The following is a 16,845-nucleotide window of genomic DNA, read 5'->3' on the forward strand; positions in this document are numbered from 1 at the left end:
CGCAGTCGCCCGCCGAGATGCTTCTGCTTGCGCCGAACGTATGGCCGCGCAGCACCGTTCGCGACGCCGAGGGTGTCGTGTCGATCGGGGGCGTGTCCGTCGCCGACATCGCGACCGAGTTCGGCACGCCGACGTTCGTCGTCGACGAGGACGACTTCCGCGCGCGTTGCCGCGAGATCTCGGCCGCATTCGGCGGCGGCCAGAACGTGCGTTACGCCGCCAAGGCGTTCATGTGCACCGAGGTGGCGCGCTGGATCAACGAGGAGGGCCTGTCCCTCGACGTCGCCAGCGGCGGGGAGATGGCCGTCGCGCTGCACGGCGGATTCCCCGCAGAGCGAATCGCGCTGCACGGCAACAACAAGTCCGTCGATGAGCTGACGGCCGCCGTCAAGGCCGGCATTGAGCACGTTGTGGTCGACTCGATGACCGAGATCGAGCGGCTCGACGAGATCGCCGGCGCGGCCGGTGTGGTGCAGGACGTGCTGATTCGCGTTACCGTCGGGGTCGAGGCGCACACCCACGAATTCATCTCCACTGCGCACGAGGACCAGAAGTTCGGGCTGTCACTCGCCAGCGGTGCGGCGATGGACGCCGTACGCCGGGTGTTCACGACCGATAACCTCCGGCTCAAGGGCCTGCACAGCCACATCGGCTCGCAGATCTTCGACGTGGCCGGTTTCGAGATCGCCGCGCACCGCGTAATCGGCCTGCTGCGCGATGTGGTCGCCGAGTTCGGGGTGGACAAGACGTCGCAGATGTCGATCGTCGACCTCGGTGGCGGGTTGGGCATCTCCTATCTGCCGGCCGACGACCCGCCGCCGGTCGCCGAGCTAGCCGCGAATCTGACCGCCATCGTGCGCGACGAGTCCGCGGCCGTCGGACTGCCGGCTCCGCGGTTGGTCGTCGAACCCGGTCGCGCCATCGCCGGGCCGGGCACCATCACGCTGTATCGCGTCGGCACGGTCAAGGATGTGGCGGTCGCCGCCGACAAGTACCGCCGCTACGTCAGCGTCGACGGCGGGATGAGTGACAACATCCGCACGTCGCTCTACGGCGCCGAGTACGACGTGCGGCTGATCTCACGACTCACCGAGGCCGCGCCGATACGCGGCCGTATCGTCGGAAAGCACTGCGAGAGCGGCGATATCGTCGTGAGGGACACCTGGGTGCCCGATGACCTCGAGCCGGGCGACCTGCTGGGCGTCGCGGCGACCGGTGCCTACTGCTATTCCATGTCGAGCCGCTACAACCTGATCGGCCGTCCCGCTGTGGTGGCCGTGCGCGACGGGCGAGCCCGCCTGATCCTGCGCCGGGAGACGGTCGACGATCTGCTGAGTCTGGAAGTGAGGTAAGCGATGAGTGAGCCCGACAAGCCCATCGGCGTGGCCGTTCTCGGCATGGGCAACGTGGGTAGCCAGGTGGTCCGCATCATCAACGAGAGCGCCGACGACCTGGCCGCCCGGATCGGCGCACCGCTCGAGCTGCGCGGCGTCGGCGTGCGCCGGGTGGCCGACGATCGCGGCGTCCCGGTCCAGTTGCTCACCGACAACATCGAGGAACTCGTCTCGCGCGACGACGTCGACATCGTCGTCGAGTTGATGGGGCCCGTCGAGCCCGCGCGCAAGGCAATCTTGACTGCTCTGGAGCAGCGCAAGTCCGTCATCACCGCGAACAAGGCGCTGATGGCGGTATCCACCGGCGAACTGGCACAGGCAGCCGAAAGCGCCCACGTGGACCTGTATTTCGAGGCTGCGGTGGCAGGCGCGATTCCCGTCATCCGCCCACTGACCCAGTCGCTGGCCGGTGACAGCGTGCTGCGAGTGGCAGGCATCGTCAACGGCACCACAAACTACATCCTCTCGGAGATGGACAGCACCGGCGCCGATTACACAAGCGCGCTCGCCGACGCGAGCGCCCTGGGTTACGCCGAGGCGGATCCGACTGCCGACGTCGAGGGGTACGACGCGGCGGCGAAGGCCGCGATCCTGGCGTCGATCGCCTTCCACACCCGGGTGACAGCCGACGACGTCTACCGCGAGGGCATCACGAAGGTCACCGCCGCCGACTTCGTGTCGGCCCGAGCGCTGGGGTGCACCATCAAGCTGCTGGCCCTCTGTGAGCGGCTCACCACCGATGAAGGGCAACAACGCGTCTCCGCACGCGTATATCCCGCGTTGGTGCCGCTGAGCCACCCGCTGGCGGCGGTCAACGGCGCATTCAATGCCGTGGTGGTCGAGGCGGAGGCCGCGGGCAGGCTGATGTTCTACGGTCAGGGTGCCGGCGGCGCGCCGACGGCCTCAGCGGTGATGGGCGATCTGGTGATGGCCGCGCGCAACCGGGTCCAGGGCGGTCGCGGACCGCGCGAATCGAAGTATGCCAAGCTCCCGATAGCCCCGATCGGACTCATCCCGACCCGGTACTACGTGAACATGAACGTGGCCGACCGGCCCGGTGTGTTATCCGCTGTGGCAGCCGAATTCGGCAAGCGTGAGGTGAGTATCGCCGAGGTGCGCCAGGAGGGCATGGTCGACGCGGAGGGTCAGCGTTGCGGTGCGCGCATCGTCGTGGTCACCCATCAGGCCACCGACGCGGCGCTCTCCGAGACCGTGGCTGCGTTGGCCGACCTCGAGGTGGTGCAGAGCATCAACAGCGTGCTGCGGATGGAAGGGATCGACGACCAATGAGCGCCCCACCACATGGGGGCACCCCCAGCGCAGCTAGGGGGACCGTCCACCACCCGTGGCCCGGGCTGATCGCCGCCTACCGCGACCGCCTGCCGATCGGGGACGATTGGACGCCGATCACGCTGCGCGAGGGCGGCACGCCGTTGCTGCCTGCCCAGCGCCTGAGCGAATACACCGGATGCACAGTGCATCTCAAGGTCGAGGGCCTGAACCCCACCGGCTCGTTCAAGGATCGTGGCATGACGATGGCGGTGACCGAGGCGGTGGCGAACGGTCAGCAGGCGGTGCTTTGCGCGTCCACCGGCAACACCTCGGCGTCCGCGGCGGCTTACGCCGCGCGTGCGGGCATTACCTGCGCGGTGTTGGTGCCGCAGGGCAAGATCGCGATGGGCAAGCTTGCCCAGGCGGTCATGCACGGTGCGAAGATCATTCAGGTCGACGGCAACTTCGACGACTGCCTGGAGCTCGCGCGCAAGCTCACCGCCGACTTCCCGACCGTGTCGCTGGTCAACTCCGTCAACCCGTTCCGCATCGAGGGGCAGAAGACGGCGGCGTTCGAGATCGTCGACGCGCTCGGCGCCGCGCCCGATGTGCACTCGCTGCCGGTGGGCAACGCGGGCAACATCACCGCGTACTGGAAGGGCTATACCGAGTACCACCACGACGGGGTTTCGGATCGCCTGCCCCGCATGCTGGGCACTCAGGCAGCCGGGGCAGCGCCGCTGGTCCTCGGCGAACCCGTGCGGGAGCCCGAGACCATCGCCACCGCGATCCGGATCGGGTCGCCGGCGTCCTGGACAACGGCGGTCGAGGCGCAGCAGCAGTCCGGCGGCCGATTCCTGGCCGCCACGGACGAGGAGATCCTGGCCGCGTACCACCTCGTCGCGCGGACCGAGGGCGTCTTCGTCGAACCGGCATCGGCGGCCAGCATCGCCGGGCTCCTCAAGTCGATCGAGGACGGTTGGGTGGCCCGAGGGTCCACCGTGGTGTGCACCGTCACCGGCAACGGGCTCAAGGACCCCGACACGGCGCTGAAGGGCATGCCTCCGGTCATCCCGGTGCCAGTCGACCCCGTGGCGGTGGTCGAAAAGCTGGGCCTGGTCTAGCGGGCACGGGAAGATGGACGTGGCGCAGACACTGCCCGCCGGGTTGACGGCGACCTCGGTCGTCGCGGCGTCCAGCGCCAACCTCGGCCCCGGGTTCGACAGCCTCGGACTGGCCTTGAGCCTGTACGACGAAATCGTGGTCGACACCACCGATTCCGGTCTGACCGTCGAGGTCGAGGGTGAAGGCGCCGGTCACGTTCCGCTGGACAGCTCACATCTGGTGGTGCGGGCCATCGAGCGTGGGCTGCACGCGGCCGGTGTGGCCGTGGCGGGCATGGAGGTGCGGTGCCGCAACGACATCCCGCACTCACGCGGGCTGGGGTCATCCGCCGCAGCGGTCGTCGGAGGCCTTGCGGCGGTGAACGGCCTTGTCGCGCAAGCTGGTTCGACACCGCTGTCGGAACAGGACCTGATCCAGCTGTCGTCGGAGTTCGAGGGACATCCCGACAACGCGTCTGCGGCCGTGCTCGGCGGCGGCGTGGTGTCGTGGACGGATTCCGACGGGGCGGCACCGCGCTACGCCGCCGCGCCGCTGCGCATCCATCCCGACATCCATTTGTTCGCGGCGATTCCAGAGGTGCGCTCGTCGACAGCGGAGACCAGGGTGCTGCTGCCCGAGAAGGTGAGCCACACCGACGCGCGCTTCAACCTGAGCAGGGCGGCGCTGTTGGTGGTGGCGCTGACCGAACGGCCCGATCTGTTGCTGTCGGCGACCGAGGATGTGCTGCACCAGCCGCAACGGGCGGCGGCGATGCCGGCGTCGGCGGAATACCTGCGTGTCCTCCGGCGTTGCGGCATTGCAGCGGTGCTGTCGGGGGCCGGCCCGGCGGTATTGGCGCTGACCACGGCGCCGCATTTGCCTTCAGAAGCCCTCGACTACGGCGCCGCCGCCGGGTACACCGTCCGCGAGATGGTTGTCGGTGAAGCGGTCCGCTGGACGTCGGGCGTGGTCGCCAGAAGTTGACAGTGGGTGCGCGGCGGGATGCGGGACGACGGTCACAGGAACCACGCGGCACACAGGCATTCCTTGCTTCCGGCAAAAAAGCACGTTATCCTCGCTGTCGTCCAGCAATCGCAGCGTTTTCTACCTGCGCCGACACTAGGACACCACTCATTTTCCCCGTGTTCTACCCGTGGACTGACGGTTCGCCGCATACCGGCGGATCCCGGCGATCACCGTTGCAAGCGCAATGGTGGGGCCTACACGTTCAGCGAGTCAGCTGAGCGCACGCGAATCCCCGCTTGACTTGATCAGCGAGGGCAAGAAAGGAAATCCGTGACTGATACGGACCTCATCACGGCTGGTGGCAGCAGCGACAACGGGACGCTGCCGGACACCGTGAACTCAGATACTTCCGACGCGCCGACGAGCACACCGACCGCGGAGACCGCTCCGACCGCCGATGTCGCGTCGGGCGACCGCTCCTCTTCGCTGTCCACCATGGTGCTGCCGGAACTGCGCGCCCTGGCCAAGGAGATCGGCGTCGAAGGCGCGTCCGGCATGCGCAAGGGCGAGCTTGTCGCCGCGATCCGCGAGCGCCGCCAGGACTCCGACGGTGGTTCCCAGACGCCCGCGGCCGCCGACAAGTCGATCGCTGCGACCGCGTCCGACGCCAGCACCGCGCCCGACACGAGTAGCGACAACGCCTCGACCGGCGAGGCCGAGAAGGAGCCGCGGCAGCGCCGTGAAAGACGTACCGCGTCACGCGGGGCAGGTGCACCGGGCGGACCGGACGCCGGCGACGAAGGCTCGCAGGACACCGCTTCGGAGAACACCAGGGCCGACGGCCGCCAGGACACCAAGGGCGACGGCCGCCAGGACACCAGGGGCGACCGCCGGCAGGACACCAGGGGCGAGGGCCGCCAGGACACCAAGGGCGAGGGCCGCCAGGACACCAAGGCCGGCGGCGATCAGCAGCGGGCCGACCGCCATCAGGGCGATCAGCAGCAGTCCGATCAGCAGGGTGGCCAGCAGAACCGTGGCGGCAACGCCGGCGACGACGACGGCGAGGGCCGCGGTGGTCGCCGGGGCCGCCGGTTCCGTGACCGCAAGCGCCGCGAGCGTGGTGGCGGCGAGGGTGGCGGCGACGCTGAACTGCGTGACGACGACGTCGTCCAGCCCGTCGCGGGCATCCTCGACGTGCTCGACAACTACGCCTTCGTGCGCACCTCCGGCTACCTGGCCGGACCCAACGACGTCTACGTCTCGATGAACATGGTGCGCAAGAACGGCCTGCGTCGCGGAGACGCGGTCACCGGCGCCGTGCGGGTGCCCAAAGACGGGGAGCAGACCAACCAGCGGCAGAAGTTCAACCCGCTGGTGCGGCTGGACTCGGTCAACGGCGGATCTGTCGAAGACGCCAAGAAGCGCCCCGAGTTCGGCAAGCTCACCCCGCTGTACCCGAACCAGCGGCTGCGCCTGGAGACCACCCCCGATAAGCTGACCACCCGCGTCATCGACCTGATCATGCCGATCGGCAAGGGTCAGCGTGCCCTGATCGTGTCGCCGCCCAAGGCCGGTAAGACCACGATCATGCAGGACATCGCCAACGCGATCACCCGCAACAATCCCGAATGCCACCTCATGGTGGTGCTCGTCGACGAGCGCCCGGAAGAGGTCACCGACATGCAGCGCTCGGTCAAGGGTGAGGTCATCGCCTCCACCTTCGATCGGCCGCCGTCCGACCACACCCAGGCCGCCGAGCTGGCCATCGAACGGGCCAAGCGGCTCGTCGAGCAGGGCAAGGACGTCGTCGTGCTGCTCGACTCGATCACCCGCCTCGGCCGTGCGTACAACAACGCCTCCCCGGCCTCGGGTCGCATCCTGTCCGGTGGCGTGGACTCCACCGCGCTATACCCGCCGAAGCGGTTCCTCGGCGCCGCGCGCAACATCGAGGAGGGCGGATCGCTGACGATCATCGCCACCGCGATGGTCGAGACCGGTTCGACCGGCGACACGGTGATCTTCGAGGAGTTCAAGGGCACCGGCAACGCCGAGCTCAAGCTGGACCGCAAGATCGCCGAGCGGCGGGTGTTCCCGGCCGTCGACGTCAACCCGTCCGGCACCCGCAAGGACGAGTTGTTGCTGTCGACGGACGAGTTCGCCGTCGTGCACAAGTTGCGCCGGGTGTTGTCCGGTTTGGACCCGCATCAGGCTATCGACCTGCTCATGAGCCAGTTGCGCAAGACCAAGAACAACTACGAGTTCCTGGTCCAGGTGTCCAAGACCGCGCCCGGTTCGCCAGACGCCGACTAGATCGCCACTGCTCAGCGAAAGGGGTCGGTGATCTCCCGCAGCGCCGCCAGGGCGTCGTGCATCTGTGCGAACCTGCGCGCGCCGAGGAACTCCCGCCATTCCAGCTCCACCCTGGCGACCTCCTCGCCCGCGAGCCGGCACAGCGCTGAGCCCTTGTCGCTCAACGTGACCAGCCGGGCGCGGGCGTCGGACGGATCCGGCGTGCGGGCGACATAGCCGGCGCGCTCCAACTGGTCGACCAGCGCCCCGGCGGTCTGCTTGGTGACTCGCGCCTGCTCGGCAAGGTCGGTCAGGCGCATGCCGCTCGGATCTAGGCGCTGCAGGAGTCGGGACTGGGCTTGTGTGACGTCGTCCGCCCCCGCCGCGGCCAGCGCCGCCATCACCCGCTGTTCCACCGCTCGGTGCCCGATGAACATCAGCGTCGCGGTGTTCGGCAATGCGGTCACTCCTTGACTTTAGTACGTTTCCCTGACTATTTTCGTCAGGAAACCTGACTAACGCTGAAAGGGGGCGTCATGGACTCCGACACCGTGTGGCGGCACATCGACGAGCAACGGGGAATCCTCGCCGACATGTTCGACGGCATCGATGCCGGCCGGTGGTCGACGCCGTCGCTATGCGACGGCTGGACCGTTCGGGACGTGGCGGCTCATCTGACGCACTCTCACATGAGCAGGCCGCGCGTGGTGCTCGAGGCGGTGCGCTCGGGGTTCCGGTTCAACGCCATGATCCACCGGCTCGCCGTCGAGGACACCCGGGCACCGGCGGAAATCTCCGAGGCATTGCGCGCCATGCGTGGCTCACGCAAGCGCGCTCCGGGCACGGCGGACTGCGATCCGCTGCTGGACGTCCTGGTGCACGGCCAGGACATCGCCGTCCCGCTCGGTTTCGACCTGCCCATGCCCCCCGATGCCGCCGCGGCGGCCGCACACCGGCTGTGGACCATGCGCTTTCCGTTCAACCCGCAGCGCCGCCTGGGCGGTGTCGAACTGGTCGCGACCGACGCCGACTTCCGCGTCGGTGCCGGCCGCATCGTCGAAGCCCCGATCCGCGACATCCTGATGCTGCTCGCTGAGCGTCTCACTCCCAGCGATTTCGGCGTGGCGGGTAGCGCCGAGCGCGACCGACTAGACCGAAATCACACGGCGGGGTCCGATCGCAAGCCGGGCATGACGTAGCGGCGCAGGTGCCGCAGCAGCGCGTCTGGATCACCCGGGTCGAGCGTCTCGCCAGGCACCGTGGTGAGCGAAAGCAGCACTCGCGCAAGCCATTCCGATGCCTCGGCGACGTCGGTGTCGGGATGGATGTCACCGCTGTCGCGTGCCGCGATCAGATACCGCGACCAGAACTCGGCGAGGTCGGGCACCAGGCCCTGCACGCCCGCGCCCGCGCAGGCGGCGAACTCCTCCGGTTCTTCCATGCGCAGCTTCATCAGCAGCGCGCCGGGATCGTCATAGGCGGTGCGGCCGTGCACGATGCCCGCGGCGAGCTGGCGATCCAGGCCCTCGACGGCTTCGAGCATCGTGTGCGCCTCGCACCAGTACGCGTCGTTGAGGCGAACGACGGCCGCACCCAGCAGCGACACCTTGTCCGGGAAGTGGCGATACAGCCAGCCGCGGGACACCCCGGCGACCTCGGCGACCTCGGAGACGGTCGTCGACCGGATTCCCTTGGCGCGCAGACAGACTTCGGCTGCATCGATCAACCGATCGCGGACGTTCTTGGTGGCCGTGCTGCTCGTCACCCGGCGGACTCCTCGTCTACTCTCGCCCTAGCGGGCCGATCGGAGCATTGTGTCATGGTAGACACATTCTGAGATCTGTTCACTGTCGAGAGGTTGGCCATGGCGGAAACGCTTCAGCAGCTGCTTCGCGAGCGCGCCGAGCATGACGCGATCGCGCTGAAGTACGGCGACCGCACGTGGACGTATCGCGAATACATAGCCGAGGCGAAAGCTCAGGCGGCCGCCCTGATCGACGCGGCCGATCCGGATCGTCCACTGCACGTCGGCGTGCTGCTCGGCAACACCCCCGACATGTTGACCGCGCTCGCTGCGGCCGGCCTCGGCGGCTATGTGGTGTGTGGCATCAACAACACCCGCCGCGGCGAGGCCCTGGCGCTCGACATCCGCAAGGTCGATTGCCAGTTCCTCATCACCGACGGAGAGCACCGATCGCTGCTCGACGGGCTCGATCTGGCCGACGTCACGGTGTTTGACACGTCCAGTGCGGAGTGGGCCGACCTGCTCACCGGTGCACCGGACCTGGTCCCGCACCGGGAAGCCGGCGTCGACGACACCTTCATGATGATCTTCACCTCGGGCACCAGCGGCGATCCCAAGGCGGTCCAGGTGGCCAACATGATGGTTCTCTTCGCGGGTACCAGGCTCGTCGAGAAGTTCCAGCTGAGCCAGCAGGACGTCTGTTACCTGTCGATGCCGTTGTTCCACTCGAACGCCGTGGTGGGCGGCTGGGCTCCGGCGCTGGTGGCCGGCGCGGCGATGGTGCCCGCGAAGTTCTCGGCGTCGGGCTTTCTGAGCGACATCCGCCGCTACGGTGCGACCTACATGAACTACGTCGGCAAGCCGCTGGCCTACGTGCTGGCCACGCCCGAGCGGTCCGACGACCGGGACAACCCCCTGCGCATCGCCTTCGGCAACGAGGCCACCGACCGCGACATCGAGGAGTTCGGCCGCCGCTTCGATGTCACCGTCGACGACGGCTTCGGCTCCACGGAGAACGCGGTGATCATCACCCGCACGCCCGACACGCCGAAAGGGTCGATCGGACAAGGCTTTCCGGGCGTGGCCATCTACAACAGCGACACCGTCACCGAGTGTCCGGTCGCCGAGTTCGACGAGAACGGCGCCCTGGCCAACGCCGACGTCGCGGTGGGTGAACTGGTCAACACCGACGGCAGCGGCCTGTTCCGCGGCTACTACAACGACAGCGAGGCCACCGACGAACGCATGCGCCATGGGATGTACTGGTCGGGGGACCTGGCCTACCGCGACGCCGACGGGTTCATCTACCTGGCCGGGCGCACCGCCGACTGGATGCGCGTGGACGGCGAGAACCTGGCGACCGCGCCCATCGAACGGATCCTGCTGCGTCTGCCTGCGATGAACCGGGTCGCCGTCTATCCGGTGCCCGACGAACTCGTCGGCGACCAGGTGATGGCCGCGGTCGTGCTGCAGGACGACGCCGACCTCACTCCCGAGGGGTTCGAGGAGTTCCTGGCCGCACAGCGCGACCTCTCGCCGAAGGCGTGGCCCCGGTACCTGTGGATCGCCGACGACCTGCCCAGCACCGCGACGAACAAGATCCTCAAACGCGAATTGGTCGCACTCGGCGTCCGACGGCGCGGCAGGCGGCTCTGGCGCAGGGACGGCAGCAAATTCCACATGGTCGCCGATTAGCGCTGGGTAAGATCGGCGCATGCGGGCAAAGGAGTCCGTTCGCCGGTTCGAAGTGCTGAGCGAACCGCAGCAAGGCGCCGAGAGATCGACCGGCGCCGGGCGGCCACGCCCCGCCCGGTCGCCCGGGGCGCATCGCAAACCCACCGAGGGCAGGCAAACGAAACTGTGGGCAGGCGTGGTGGTGTTCGCGGCGTTCGTGGCAACGGTCGCGGTTGTGCTGCAGCTCCGCTCGGAACCCGCCGCGCCTCAGGATGCGCCCGCACCCTCGACCCCGGCGTCCACCGCTACCGCGCCGTCGCCGCTGCCCACGACCCCCGCTGATGCGCCTGCTCCCGCGCCGCTGCCCCTGCCGCCGCCGGCCGACGCCACGCCGCCGGTCCCCGAGGTTATGTTGCCGCCGCCTCAGCCTGCCCGGCCGGCGGCCCCGACCATCGTTCCCACCACGGTGGCCGAGGAACCGGCGACGCAGGCGCCGCAGCCGAGCACACGAGCACCGATCAGCGTGGCGCCTGAGACCAGACCGGCATTCCCCGACCAGACACCGCCCACGGGCGGCGACAACGGCGGTGGCCTGCTCGGCGGCGGGGGACTGCTCTGACGTTTTCGACCAGACCCGATCCGGAATAGCGCCCGCTGCGCACGCGTTTAGGTCACTGGCGGCCTCAGCTGGCATAATGGGCCGCTGACCCTCGGTTCCGGTTCACGCCAGAGTCCTCTGCGAAGGCGGAGGGGCGACCCGGCACCACGATCGAAGAGGAAACCATGAAATCGGGTATTCACCCTGACTACGTCGACACCACCGTGCATTGCGGCTGTGGCAACACGTTCACCACGCGCAGCACCAAGAAGAGCGGACAGATCCACGTCGAGGTCTGCTCGCAGTGTCACCCGTTCTACACCGGCAAGCAGAAGATCCTCGACAGCGGCGGCCGGGTGGCTCGCTTCGAGAAGCGCTACGGCAAGCGCAAGGCCGGCGCGGACCAGGCGGCCGAAAAGAACTCAGCCGACAAGTAGCTCACTCTCCGGCGCCCGATCTGCCGCTTCGGCGGCCAGGCCGGGCGTCGGTTCGCGTTCACCCCCGGCGTCGGAGAGGAGGTCGACATGACGAACAGCGCGCCCAGGATCGATGCACTGCTGGCCGAGCACGCCGACCTCGAACGCCAGCTGGCCGATCCGGAACTGCACGCCGACGCCGCCCGCGCCCGCAAGGTCGGCAGGCGGTTCGCGCAGCTCTCACCCATCGTCGGGACATACCGCAAGCTGGAGGCTGCCCGCGGTGACCTGGAGGCGGCACGTGAGCTCGCCGCCGACGACGCTTCCTTCGCCGCCGAGGTCGACGAGCTGGCCGTCACCGTCGAACAACTCGACACCCAGCTCACCGACCTGCTTGCGCCACGCGATCCCCACGACGGCGATGACATCGTGCTGGAGGTCAAGTCGGGGGAGGGCGGCGAGGAGTCGGCGCTGTTCGCCGCGGACCTGGCGCGCATGTACATCCGCTACGCCGAGCGCCACGGCTGGTCGGTGACCGTGCTCGACGAGACCTTCTCCGATCTGGGCGGCTACAAGGACGCGACGCTGTCGATCCGGAGCAAGGGCGACGCCGCCGACGGCGTGTGGTCGCGACTGAAGTTCGAAGGCGGCGTGCACCGGGTACAGCGGGTGCCCGTCACCGAATCGCAGGGCCGTGTGCACACATCGGCGGCCGGCGTGCTGATCTACCCCGAACCCGAAGAGGTCGAAGAGGTGCAGATCGACGAGTCCGATCTGCGCGTCGACGTCTACCGCAGTTCAGGGAAGGGCGGCCAAGGAGTTAATACCACCGACTCGGCGGTGCGCCTCACCCACCTGCCCACCGGCATCGTCGTCACCTGCCAGAACGAGCGCTCGCAGCTGCAGAACAAGGCCCGTGCGCTTCAGGTGCTCGCCGCCCGGCTGCAGGCGATCGCCGAGGAACAGGCGCAGGCCGACGCCTCGGCCGACCGCGCCAGCCAGATCCGTACGGTCGACCGCAGCGAGCGGATCCGCACCTACAACTTCCCGGAGAACCGGATCGCCGATCACCGGATCAACTTCAAGGCACACAACCTCGATCAGGTGCTCGACGGTGACCTCGACGACCTGTTCGACGCGCTGGCTGCCGCCGACAAGCAAGCCCGACTTCAGACGACATGACCCGGCTCAGCCAGATGATCGACGCCGCGGCGACGGCGCTGGCCAGGGCGGGCGTCGGGTCTCCGCGCGTCGACGCCGAGCTGCTGGCAGCACACGCGATCGGCACCGAGCGCGGCCGGCTCGCACTGGTCGAGGCCGGGCCCGGGTTCGCCGAGCGCTACGGCGACCTGGTCGCACGACGCGTGAAGCGGATTCCGCTGCAACACCTCATCGGCATCGCCCCGTTCGGTCCGGTCCAGGTGCACGTCGGCCCCGGCGTGTTCATTCCCCGCCCGGAGACCGAGGCGCTGCTCGAATGGGCTGTGGCGCAGCCATTGTCGCAAGCGCCGGTGATCATGGATCTGTGTACCGGCTCCGGCGCGCTGGCTGTCGCGTTGTGGCGGACCTGGCCGACGGCCCGCATCGTGGCGGTCGACGACTCGGAACGGGCCCTGGAATTCGCGCACTGCAACGTCGACGGCACGACGATCGAACTCGTCCACGCCGACGTCACCGAACCCGGTCTGCTGCCCGACCTCGACGGCCGCGTCGATCTCGTCGTCGCGAACCCGCCCTACATCCCCGAGGTGGCCGATCTGGAGCCCGAGGTGGCCGACCATGACCCTGCGCACGCACTGTTCGGTGGATCGGACGGCATGCGAATCATCGATGCGGTCATCGATTCGGCGGCTAGGTGGCTGCGGCCCGGCGGACGATGCGCCGTCGAGCACGACGACACCACCTCGGAGCAGACCGTCGAATCGTTCGCCAGGACAGGGCGATTCGACGACATCACCGCCCGCCGCGACCTGGCCGGGCGGCCTCGGTTCGTGACGGCACGGAGGGTGGCATGACATCGGGAGTCGCGGCATGAGCCAGTTGTTCGACTGCTCCGATCCCGGTCAGCGCGAGCTCGGCATCGCCTCGGCGTTCAGTGCCCTCAAAGGCGGCCGGCTCGTCGTGCTGCCCACCGACACCGTCTACGGCATCGGCGCCGACGCGTTCGACGGTGACGCCGTCGCCGCGCTGCTGGCCGCCAAGGGCCGCGGTCGCGACATGCCCGTGCCCGTTCTCGTCGGCTCCTGGCACACGATCGAGGGACTGGTCTACAGCGTTCCGCACACCGCCCGGGAACTCATCCGCGCATTCTGGCCCGGCGCGCTGAGCCTGGTGGTCCGCCAGGCGCCGTCGCTGCAGTGGGACCTCGGCGACGCGAACGGCACCGTGATGCTGCGGATGCCGCTGCACCCGGTGGCCATCGAACTGCTGCGACAGGTCGGTCCGATGGCGGTGTCGAGTGCGAACATCTCCGGCAGCCCGGCCGCGGTCACCGCGGCCGACGCGCGCGAGCAGCTGGGCGACGCCGTAGAGGTGTATCTCGAGGCCGGCCCGTCGGAGCAGCAGGCCGCATCGACGATCGTCGACCTCACCGGTGCTCATCCGCGGGTGCTGCGCCAGGGTCCGGTCAGCGCCGAGGCGATCGCGTCCGTGCTGGGCGCCGAACCGGCCACTTTGACGGACTGACAGTGGGTTTCGTGCAGTACGGTTCACCGGTGGTCTATGCGGCGGACACACTGCTGGCGCTCGAAGATCGCGGTGCGGGTGTCCCGCTTCGCGAGCTCGCCCTGGTGGGCCTGACCGCGGCGATCATCACCTACTTCGCGACCGGTTGGGTCCGCGTGCTGGCCCGAAGGCTTGGCGCGGTGGCCTACCCCCGCGAGCGCGACGTGCATGAGCAGCCGACGCCGCGGATGGGCGGGCTGGCGATGTACATCGGCGTCGCGGTCGCGGTCCTGCTTGCCTCGCAACTGCCCGCGCTGACCCGCGGCTTTCTCTACTCCACGGGCATGCCCGCGGTCGTCGTCGCGGGCGGACTCATCATGATCGTCGGTTTGATCGACGACCGGTGGGGGCTCGATGCGCTGACGAAGTTCGCGGGCCAGATCACCGCGGCCAGCGTGCTGGTCACCATGGGCGTGGCGTGGAGTGTGCTCTACATACCCATCGGCGGCGTGGGCACCATCGTGCTCGATCAGGTGTCGTCGATCCTGCTGACACTGGCGCTGACGGTCGCGATCGTGAACGCCATGAACTTCGTCGACGGGCTGGACGGATTGGCCGCCGGTCTCGGGTTCATCACCGCGTCGGCCATCTGCATCTTCTCGGTCGGACTGCTGCGCGACCACGGCGGCGACGTGCTGTTCTACCCGCCCGCGGTGATCTCGGTAGTGCTGGCCGGCGCCTGTCTGGGGTTCCTGCCGCACAACTTCCATCCGGCCAAGATCTTCATGGGCGATTCCGGTTCGATGCTGATCGGGCTGATGCTCGCGGCGGCGTCGACGACCGCGGCGGGGCCGATCTCACAGACCGCCTATGGCGCGCGCGACGTCTTCGCGCTGCTGTCGCCGTTCCTGCTCGTGGTGGCCGTGATGCTGGTGCCCGCGCTGGACATGCTGCTGGCAATCATCCGGCGCACCCGCAAGGGGCTCAGCCCGTTCAGCCCGGACAAGATGCACCTGCACCACCGGTTGCTCGAGATCGGACACTCCCACCGCCGCGTGGTGCTGCTGATCTACCTGTGGGTGGGCATCATCGCCCTCGGCGCGGCGAGCACGATGTTCTTCGATCCCCGCTACAGCGGCGTGGTCATGTTGGCCGCGATTCTTGTGGCCGTCGTCGCGACGTTGATCCCTCTGCTGCGCCGCCGAAACGGTCAGTTCGCGAGTGTGTACGACGAAAAGTAGTAGACCCCCGTTTTGTGGCCTTAACCATATGTTAGGGTGCAATCAGAACCCGAAAAAACCTCGCGGGTTGCCGGCCTCCGGGCCTTCGGTGCAACGCCGACGGCACGGAACAACGACCGACAAAGGGAGCTGCCGCTTGGGTGATTCCAGCGAGCATTTTGCCCTCCGATACGCTCGGGGCGCCACGCACAGAATCATTGAGGCAACTTCACACGACCGCGGGATCGAGGTGACGCAGTGACGACGCCAGCGCAGGACGCGCCGTTGGTGTTACCGTCCATGGCCTTCCGGCCGTTGCGACTGTCGTTGATCTGCATCGTGCTGGCCGCGCTGGCGACCGTGGGCACCGCCCTGCTCGGTCACGCGTTGGTCGGGATCTTCTTCGGCATCGGGCTCGGCATGGGTTTGCTCAACGCCCTCCTAGTGCGACGATCCGTGCATTCGATCACGGCCCAGGCGCATCCGCTGAAGAGCAAGATGGCGCTGAACTCCGCAACGCGACTGATGTTCCTCACGGTGATCGGACTGGTGGTCGCTTTCGTCTTCCGGCCCGAGGGACTCGGTGTGGTGTTCGGAATGGCGTTGTTCCAGATGCTGCTTGTGTTCACGACCGCTCTGCCCGTCGCGAGGAAGCTACGGGCGGGAGGCCTTGACGGATCCGAAGGGGAGGCCACGACGCAATGACCGAGACCATCCTGGCCGCCGAATCGGGCATCCACGTCGGCCAACACACCGAGGCCACCTGGTTCGGGCTCACCGTCAACACCGACACGTTGTTGAGCACCGCCATCGCCGCCGCGATCGTGCTTGCGCTGGCCTTCTACTTGAAGGCCAAGGTCACCTCGAGCGGTGTCCCGAGTGGAGTACAGCTGTTCTGGGAAGCCATCACGGTTCAGTCGCGCAACCAGATCGAGGGCTCGATCGGCATGCGCATCGCCCCCTTCGTCCTGCCCCTGGCGGTGGCGCTGTTCGTCTTCATCCTGATCGCGAACTGGTTGGCAGTACTGCCCGTGCAGTACTCCGACGAAACGGGCATCCACGAATTGCTCAAGCCGGCGGCGGCCGATATCAACTTCGTGCTGGCGCTGGGCCTGTTCGTATTCATCTGCTACCACGCCGCAGGCTTCTGGCGGCGCGGTCCGATCGGCCACCCGGTCAAGCTGCTCAAGGGGCACGTGGCCTTCCTGGCGCCGATCAACCTCGTCGAGGAGATCGCCAAGCCGATCTCGTTGTCGCTCCGACTTTTCGGCAACATCTTCGCCGGTGGCATCATGGTCGCGATCATCGCGCTGTTTCCCGCGTACATTCTGTGGGCACCAAATGCCCTGTGGAAGGCCTTCGATCTGTTCATCGGCGCCATCCAGGCGTTCATCTTCGCGCTGCTGACGATCCTGTACTTCGCCCAGTCGATGGAGCTGGACGAAGAACACCACTGACCAACCCGTAATGCTCGGCAAACCACCTGGTAGGACTGCTACCAGAT

At 68.0% G+C, this 16,845-nt stretch carries 17 protein-coding genes; 15 read left to right on the forward strand and 2 right to left on the reverse strand.

The window, feature by feature from the left end:
- Positions 1 to 17: 17 nt before the first annotated feature.
- The 5 genes from lysA to rho all read left to right on the forward strand — a co-directional run bounded on the left by lysA (position 18) and on the right by rho (position 7,046).
- Positions 18 to 1,352 carry a diaminopimelate decarboxylase gene (lysA, locus tag K3G64_RS15435; protein WP_238950704.1) on the forward strand — a complete coding sequence of 445 codons (1,335 nt, stop codon included), beginning with the start codon at positions 18 to 20 and terminating at the stop codon, positions 1,350 to 1,352.
- Between the two features lie 3 nt (positions 1,353 to 1,355).
- Positions 1,356 to 2,684: a homoserine dehydrogenase gene (locus K3G64_RS15440; RefSeq protein WP_238885496.1), complete on the forward strand. Its 1,329-nt coding sequence runs from the start codon at positions 1,356 to 1,358 to the stop codon at positions 2,682 to 2,684.
- A complete protein-coding gene (thrC, locus tag K3G64_RS15445) occupies positions 2,681 to 3,790 on the forward strand; it encodes a threonine synthase (protein ID WP_238885499.1) in 1,110 nt (369 codons plus the stop codon). Before K3G64_RS15440 ends, thrC begins: the two co-directional genes overlap by 4 nt.
- 19 nt (positions 3,791 to 3,809) lie before the next feature.
- Positions 3,810 to 4,754: a homoserine kinase gene (thrB, locus tag K3G64_RS15450; RefSeq protein ID WP_238885501.1), complete on the forward strand. Its 945-nt coding sequence runs from the start codon at positions 3,810 to 3,812 to the stop codon at positions 4,752 to 4,754.
- Between the two features lie 312 nt (positions 4,755 to 5,066).
- Positions 5,067 to 7,046, forward strand: a complete 1,980-nt coding sequence (gene rho / locus K3G64_RS15455) for a transcription termination factor Rho (RefSeq protein WP_238885502.1) — start codon at positions 5,067 to 5,069, stop codon at positions 7,044 to 7,046.
- A gap of 11 nt (positions 7,047 to 7,057) precedes the next feature.
- Here the strand turns inward: rho and K3G64_RS15460 are convergent, their stop codons facing one another.
- Positions 7,058 to 7,462, reverse strand: a complete 405-nt coding sequence (locus K3G64_RS15460; RefSeq protein ID WP_370647205.1) for a MarR family winged helix-turn-helix transcriptional regulator — start codon at positions 7,460 to 7,462, stop codon at positions 7,058 to 7,060.
- A gap of 99 nt (positions 7,463 to 7,561) precedes the next feature.
- Between K3G64_RS15460 and K3G64_RS15465 the strand changes: the two genes are divergently transcribed.
- A complete protein-coding gene (locus K3G64_RS15465; protein WP_238885509.1) occupies positions 7,562 to 8,224 on the forward strand; it encodes a maleylpyruvate isomerase family mycothiol-dependent enzyme in 663 nt (220 codons plus the stop codon).
- Here K3G64_RS15465 and K3G64_RS15470 read toward each other — a convergent pair.
- Positions 8,185 to 8,790, reverse strand: a complete 606-nt coding sequence (locus K3G64_RS15470; RefSeq protein WP_238885511.1) for a TetR/AcrR family transcriptional regulator — start codon at positions 8,788 to 8,790, stop codon at positions 8,185 to 8,187. The genes K3G64_RS15465 and K3G64_RS15470 overlap by 40 nt on opposite strands.
- A gap of 99 nt (positions 8,791 to 8,889) precedes the next feature.
- Here K3G64_RS15470 and fadD1 point away from each other — a divergent pair, with 99 nt between their 5' ends.
- The 9 genes from fadD1 (at position 8,890) to atpB (ending at position 16,798) form a co-directional block, all read left to right on the forward strand.
- Complete coding sequence (gene fadD1, locus K3G64_RS15475; RefSeq protein ID WP_238885514.1) at positions 8,890 to 10,464, forward strand: fatty-acid--CoA ligase FadD1; 1,575 nt, start codon at positions 8,890 to 8,892, stop codon at positions 10,462 to 10,464.
- A gap of 19 nt (positions 10,465 to 10,483) precedes the next feature.
- The gene (locus K3G64_RS15480; protein WP_238951045.1) at positions 10,484 to 11,062 is read left to right on the forward strand and encodes a hypothetical protein; all 579 of its coding nucleotides are present in this window, start codon (positions 10,484 to 10,486) and stop codon (positions 11,060 to 11,062) included.
- A gap of 164 nt (positions 11,063 to 11,226) precedes the next feature.
- Positions 11,227 to 11,478 (forward strand): 50S ribosomal protein L31, encoded by a 252-nt coding sequence (gene rpmE, locus K3G64_RS15485; RefSeq protein ID WP_238885516.1) that lies wholly within the window; start codon positions 11,227 to 11,229, stop codon positions 11,476 to 11,478.
- An 87-nt stretch (positions 11,479 to 11,565) separates the two neighbouring features.
- Positions 11,566 to 12,639 (forward strand): peptide chain release factor 1, encoded by a 1,074-nt coding sequence (gene prfA, locus K3G64_RS15490; RefSeq protein WP_238885518.1) that lies wholly within the window; start codon positions 11,566 to 11,568, stop codon positions 12,637 to 12,639.
- Positions 12,636 to 13,472: a peptide chain release factor N(5)-glutamine methyltransferase gene (prmC, locus tag K3G64_RS15495; RefSeq protein ID WP_238885521.1), complete on the forward strand. Its 837-nt coding sequence runs from the start codon at positions 12,636 to 12,638 to the stop codon at positions 13,470 to 13,472. The genes prfA and prmC overlap by 4 nt, the downstream gene beginning before the upstream one ends.
- A gap of 16 nt (positions 13,473 to 13,488) precedes the next feature.
- A complete protein-coding gene (locus K3G64_RS15500) occupies positions 13,489 to 14,142 on the forward strand; it encodes an L-threonylcarbamoyladenylate synthase (protein WP_238885523.1) in 654 nt (217 codons plus the stop codon).
- A 2-nt stretch (positions 14,143 to 14,144) separates the two neighbouring features.
- The gene (locus K3G64_RS15505; RefSeq protein ID WP_238885525.1) at positions 14,145 to 15,362 is read left to right on the forward strand and encodes a glycosyltransferase family 4 protein; all 1,218 of its coding nucleotides are present in this window, start codon (positions 14,145 to 14,147) and stop codon (positions 15,360 to 15,362) included.
- A 237-nt stretch (positions 15,363 to 15,599) separates the two neighbouring features.
- Complete coding sequence (locus K3G64_RS15510) at positions 15,600 to 16,046, forward strand: ATP synthase subunit I (protein WP_238885527.1); 447 nt, start codon at positions 15,600 to 15,602, stop codon at positions 16,044 to 16,046.
- Complete coding sequence (gene atpB, locus K3G64_RS15515) at positions 16,043 to 16,798, forward strand: F0F1 ATP synthase subunit A (RefSeq protein ID WP_238885529.1); 756 nt, start codon at positions 16,043 to 16,045, stop codon at positions 16,796 to 16,798. The genes K3G64_RS15510 and atpB overlap by 4 nt, the downstream gene beginning before the upstream one ends.
- The last annotated feature ends 47 nt before the right edge of the window (positions 16,799 to 16,845 follow it).

The organism is Mycobacterium sp. IDR2000157661 (assembly GCF_022317005.1).
Classification (GTDB): domain Bacteria; phylum Actinomycetota; class Actinomycetes; order Mycobacteriales; family Mycobacteriaceae; genus Mycobacterium.

Excerpts from the sequence above, each read along its gene's own strand:
- prfA (WP_238885518.1), top strand. The coding sequence starts at position 11,566 with ATGACGAACAGCGCGCCCAGGATCGATGCACTGCTGGCCGAGCACGCC.
- rpmE (WP_238885516.1), top strand. The coding sequence starts at position 11,227 with ATGAAATCGGGTATTCACCCTGACTACGTCGACACCACCGTGCATTGC.
- lysA (WP_238950704.1), top strand. The coding sequence starts at position 18 with ATGCTTCTGCTTGCGCCGAACGTATGGCCGCGCAGCACCGTTCGCGAC.
- K3G64_RS15440 (WP_238885496.1), top strand. The coding sequence starts at position 1,356 with ATGAGTGAGCCCGACAAGCCCATCGGCGTGGCCGTTCTCGGCATGGGC.
- K3G64_RS15500 (WP_238885523.1), top strand. The coding sequence starts at position 13,489 with ATGAGCCAGTTGTTCGACTGCTCCGATCCCGGTCAGCGCGAGCTCGGC.
- atpB (WP_238885529.1), top strand. The coding sequence starts at position 16,043 with ATGACCGAGACCATCCTGGCCGCCGAATCGGGCATCCACGTCGGCCAA.
- K3G64_RS15480 (WP_238951045.1), top strand. The coding sequence starts at position 10,484 with ATGCGGGCAAAGGAGTCCGTTCGCCGGTTCGAAGTGCTGAGCGAACCG.
- K3G64_RS15465 (WP_238885509.1), top strand. The coding sequence starts at position 7,562 with ATGGACTCCGACACCGTGTGGCGGCACATCGACGAGCAACGGGGAATC.
- prmC (WP_238885521.1), top strand. The coding sequence starts at position 12,636 with ATGACCCGGCTCAGCCAGATGATCGACGCCGCGGCGACGGCGCTGGCC.
- thrC (WP_238885499.1), top strand. The coding sequence starts at position 2,681 with ATGAGCGCCCCACCACATGGGGGCACCCCCAGCGCAGCTAGGGGGACC.
- fadD1 (WP_238885514.1), top strand. The coding sequence starts at position 8,890 with ATGGCGGAAACGCTTCAGCAGCTGCTTCGCGAGCGCGCCGAGCATGAC.
- K3G64_RS15460 (WP_370647205.1), bottom strand. The coding sequence starts at position 7,462 with ATGTTCATCGGGCACCGAGCGGTGGAACAGCGGGTGATGGCGGCGCTG.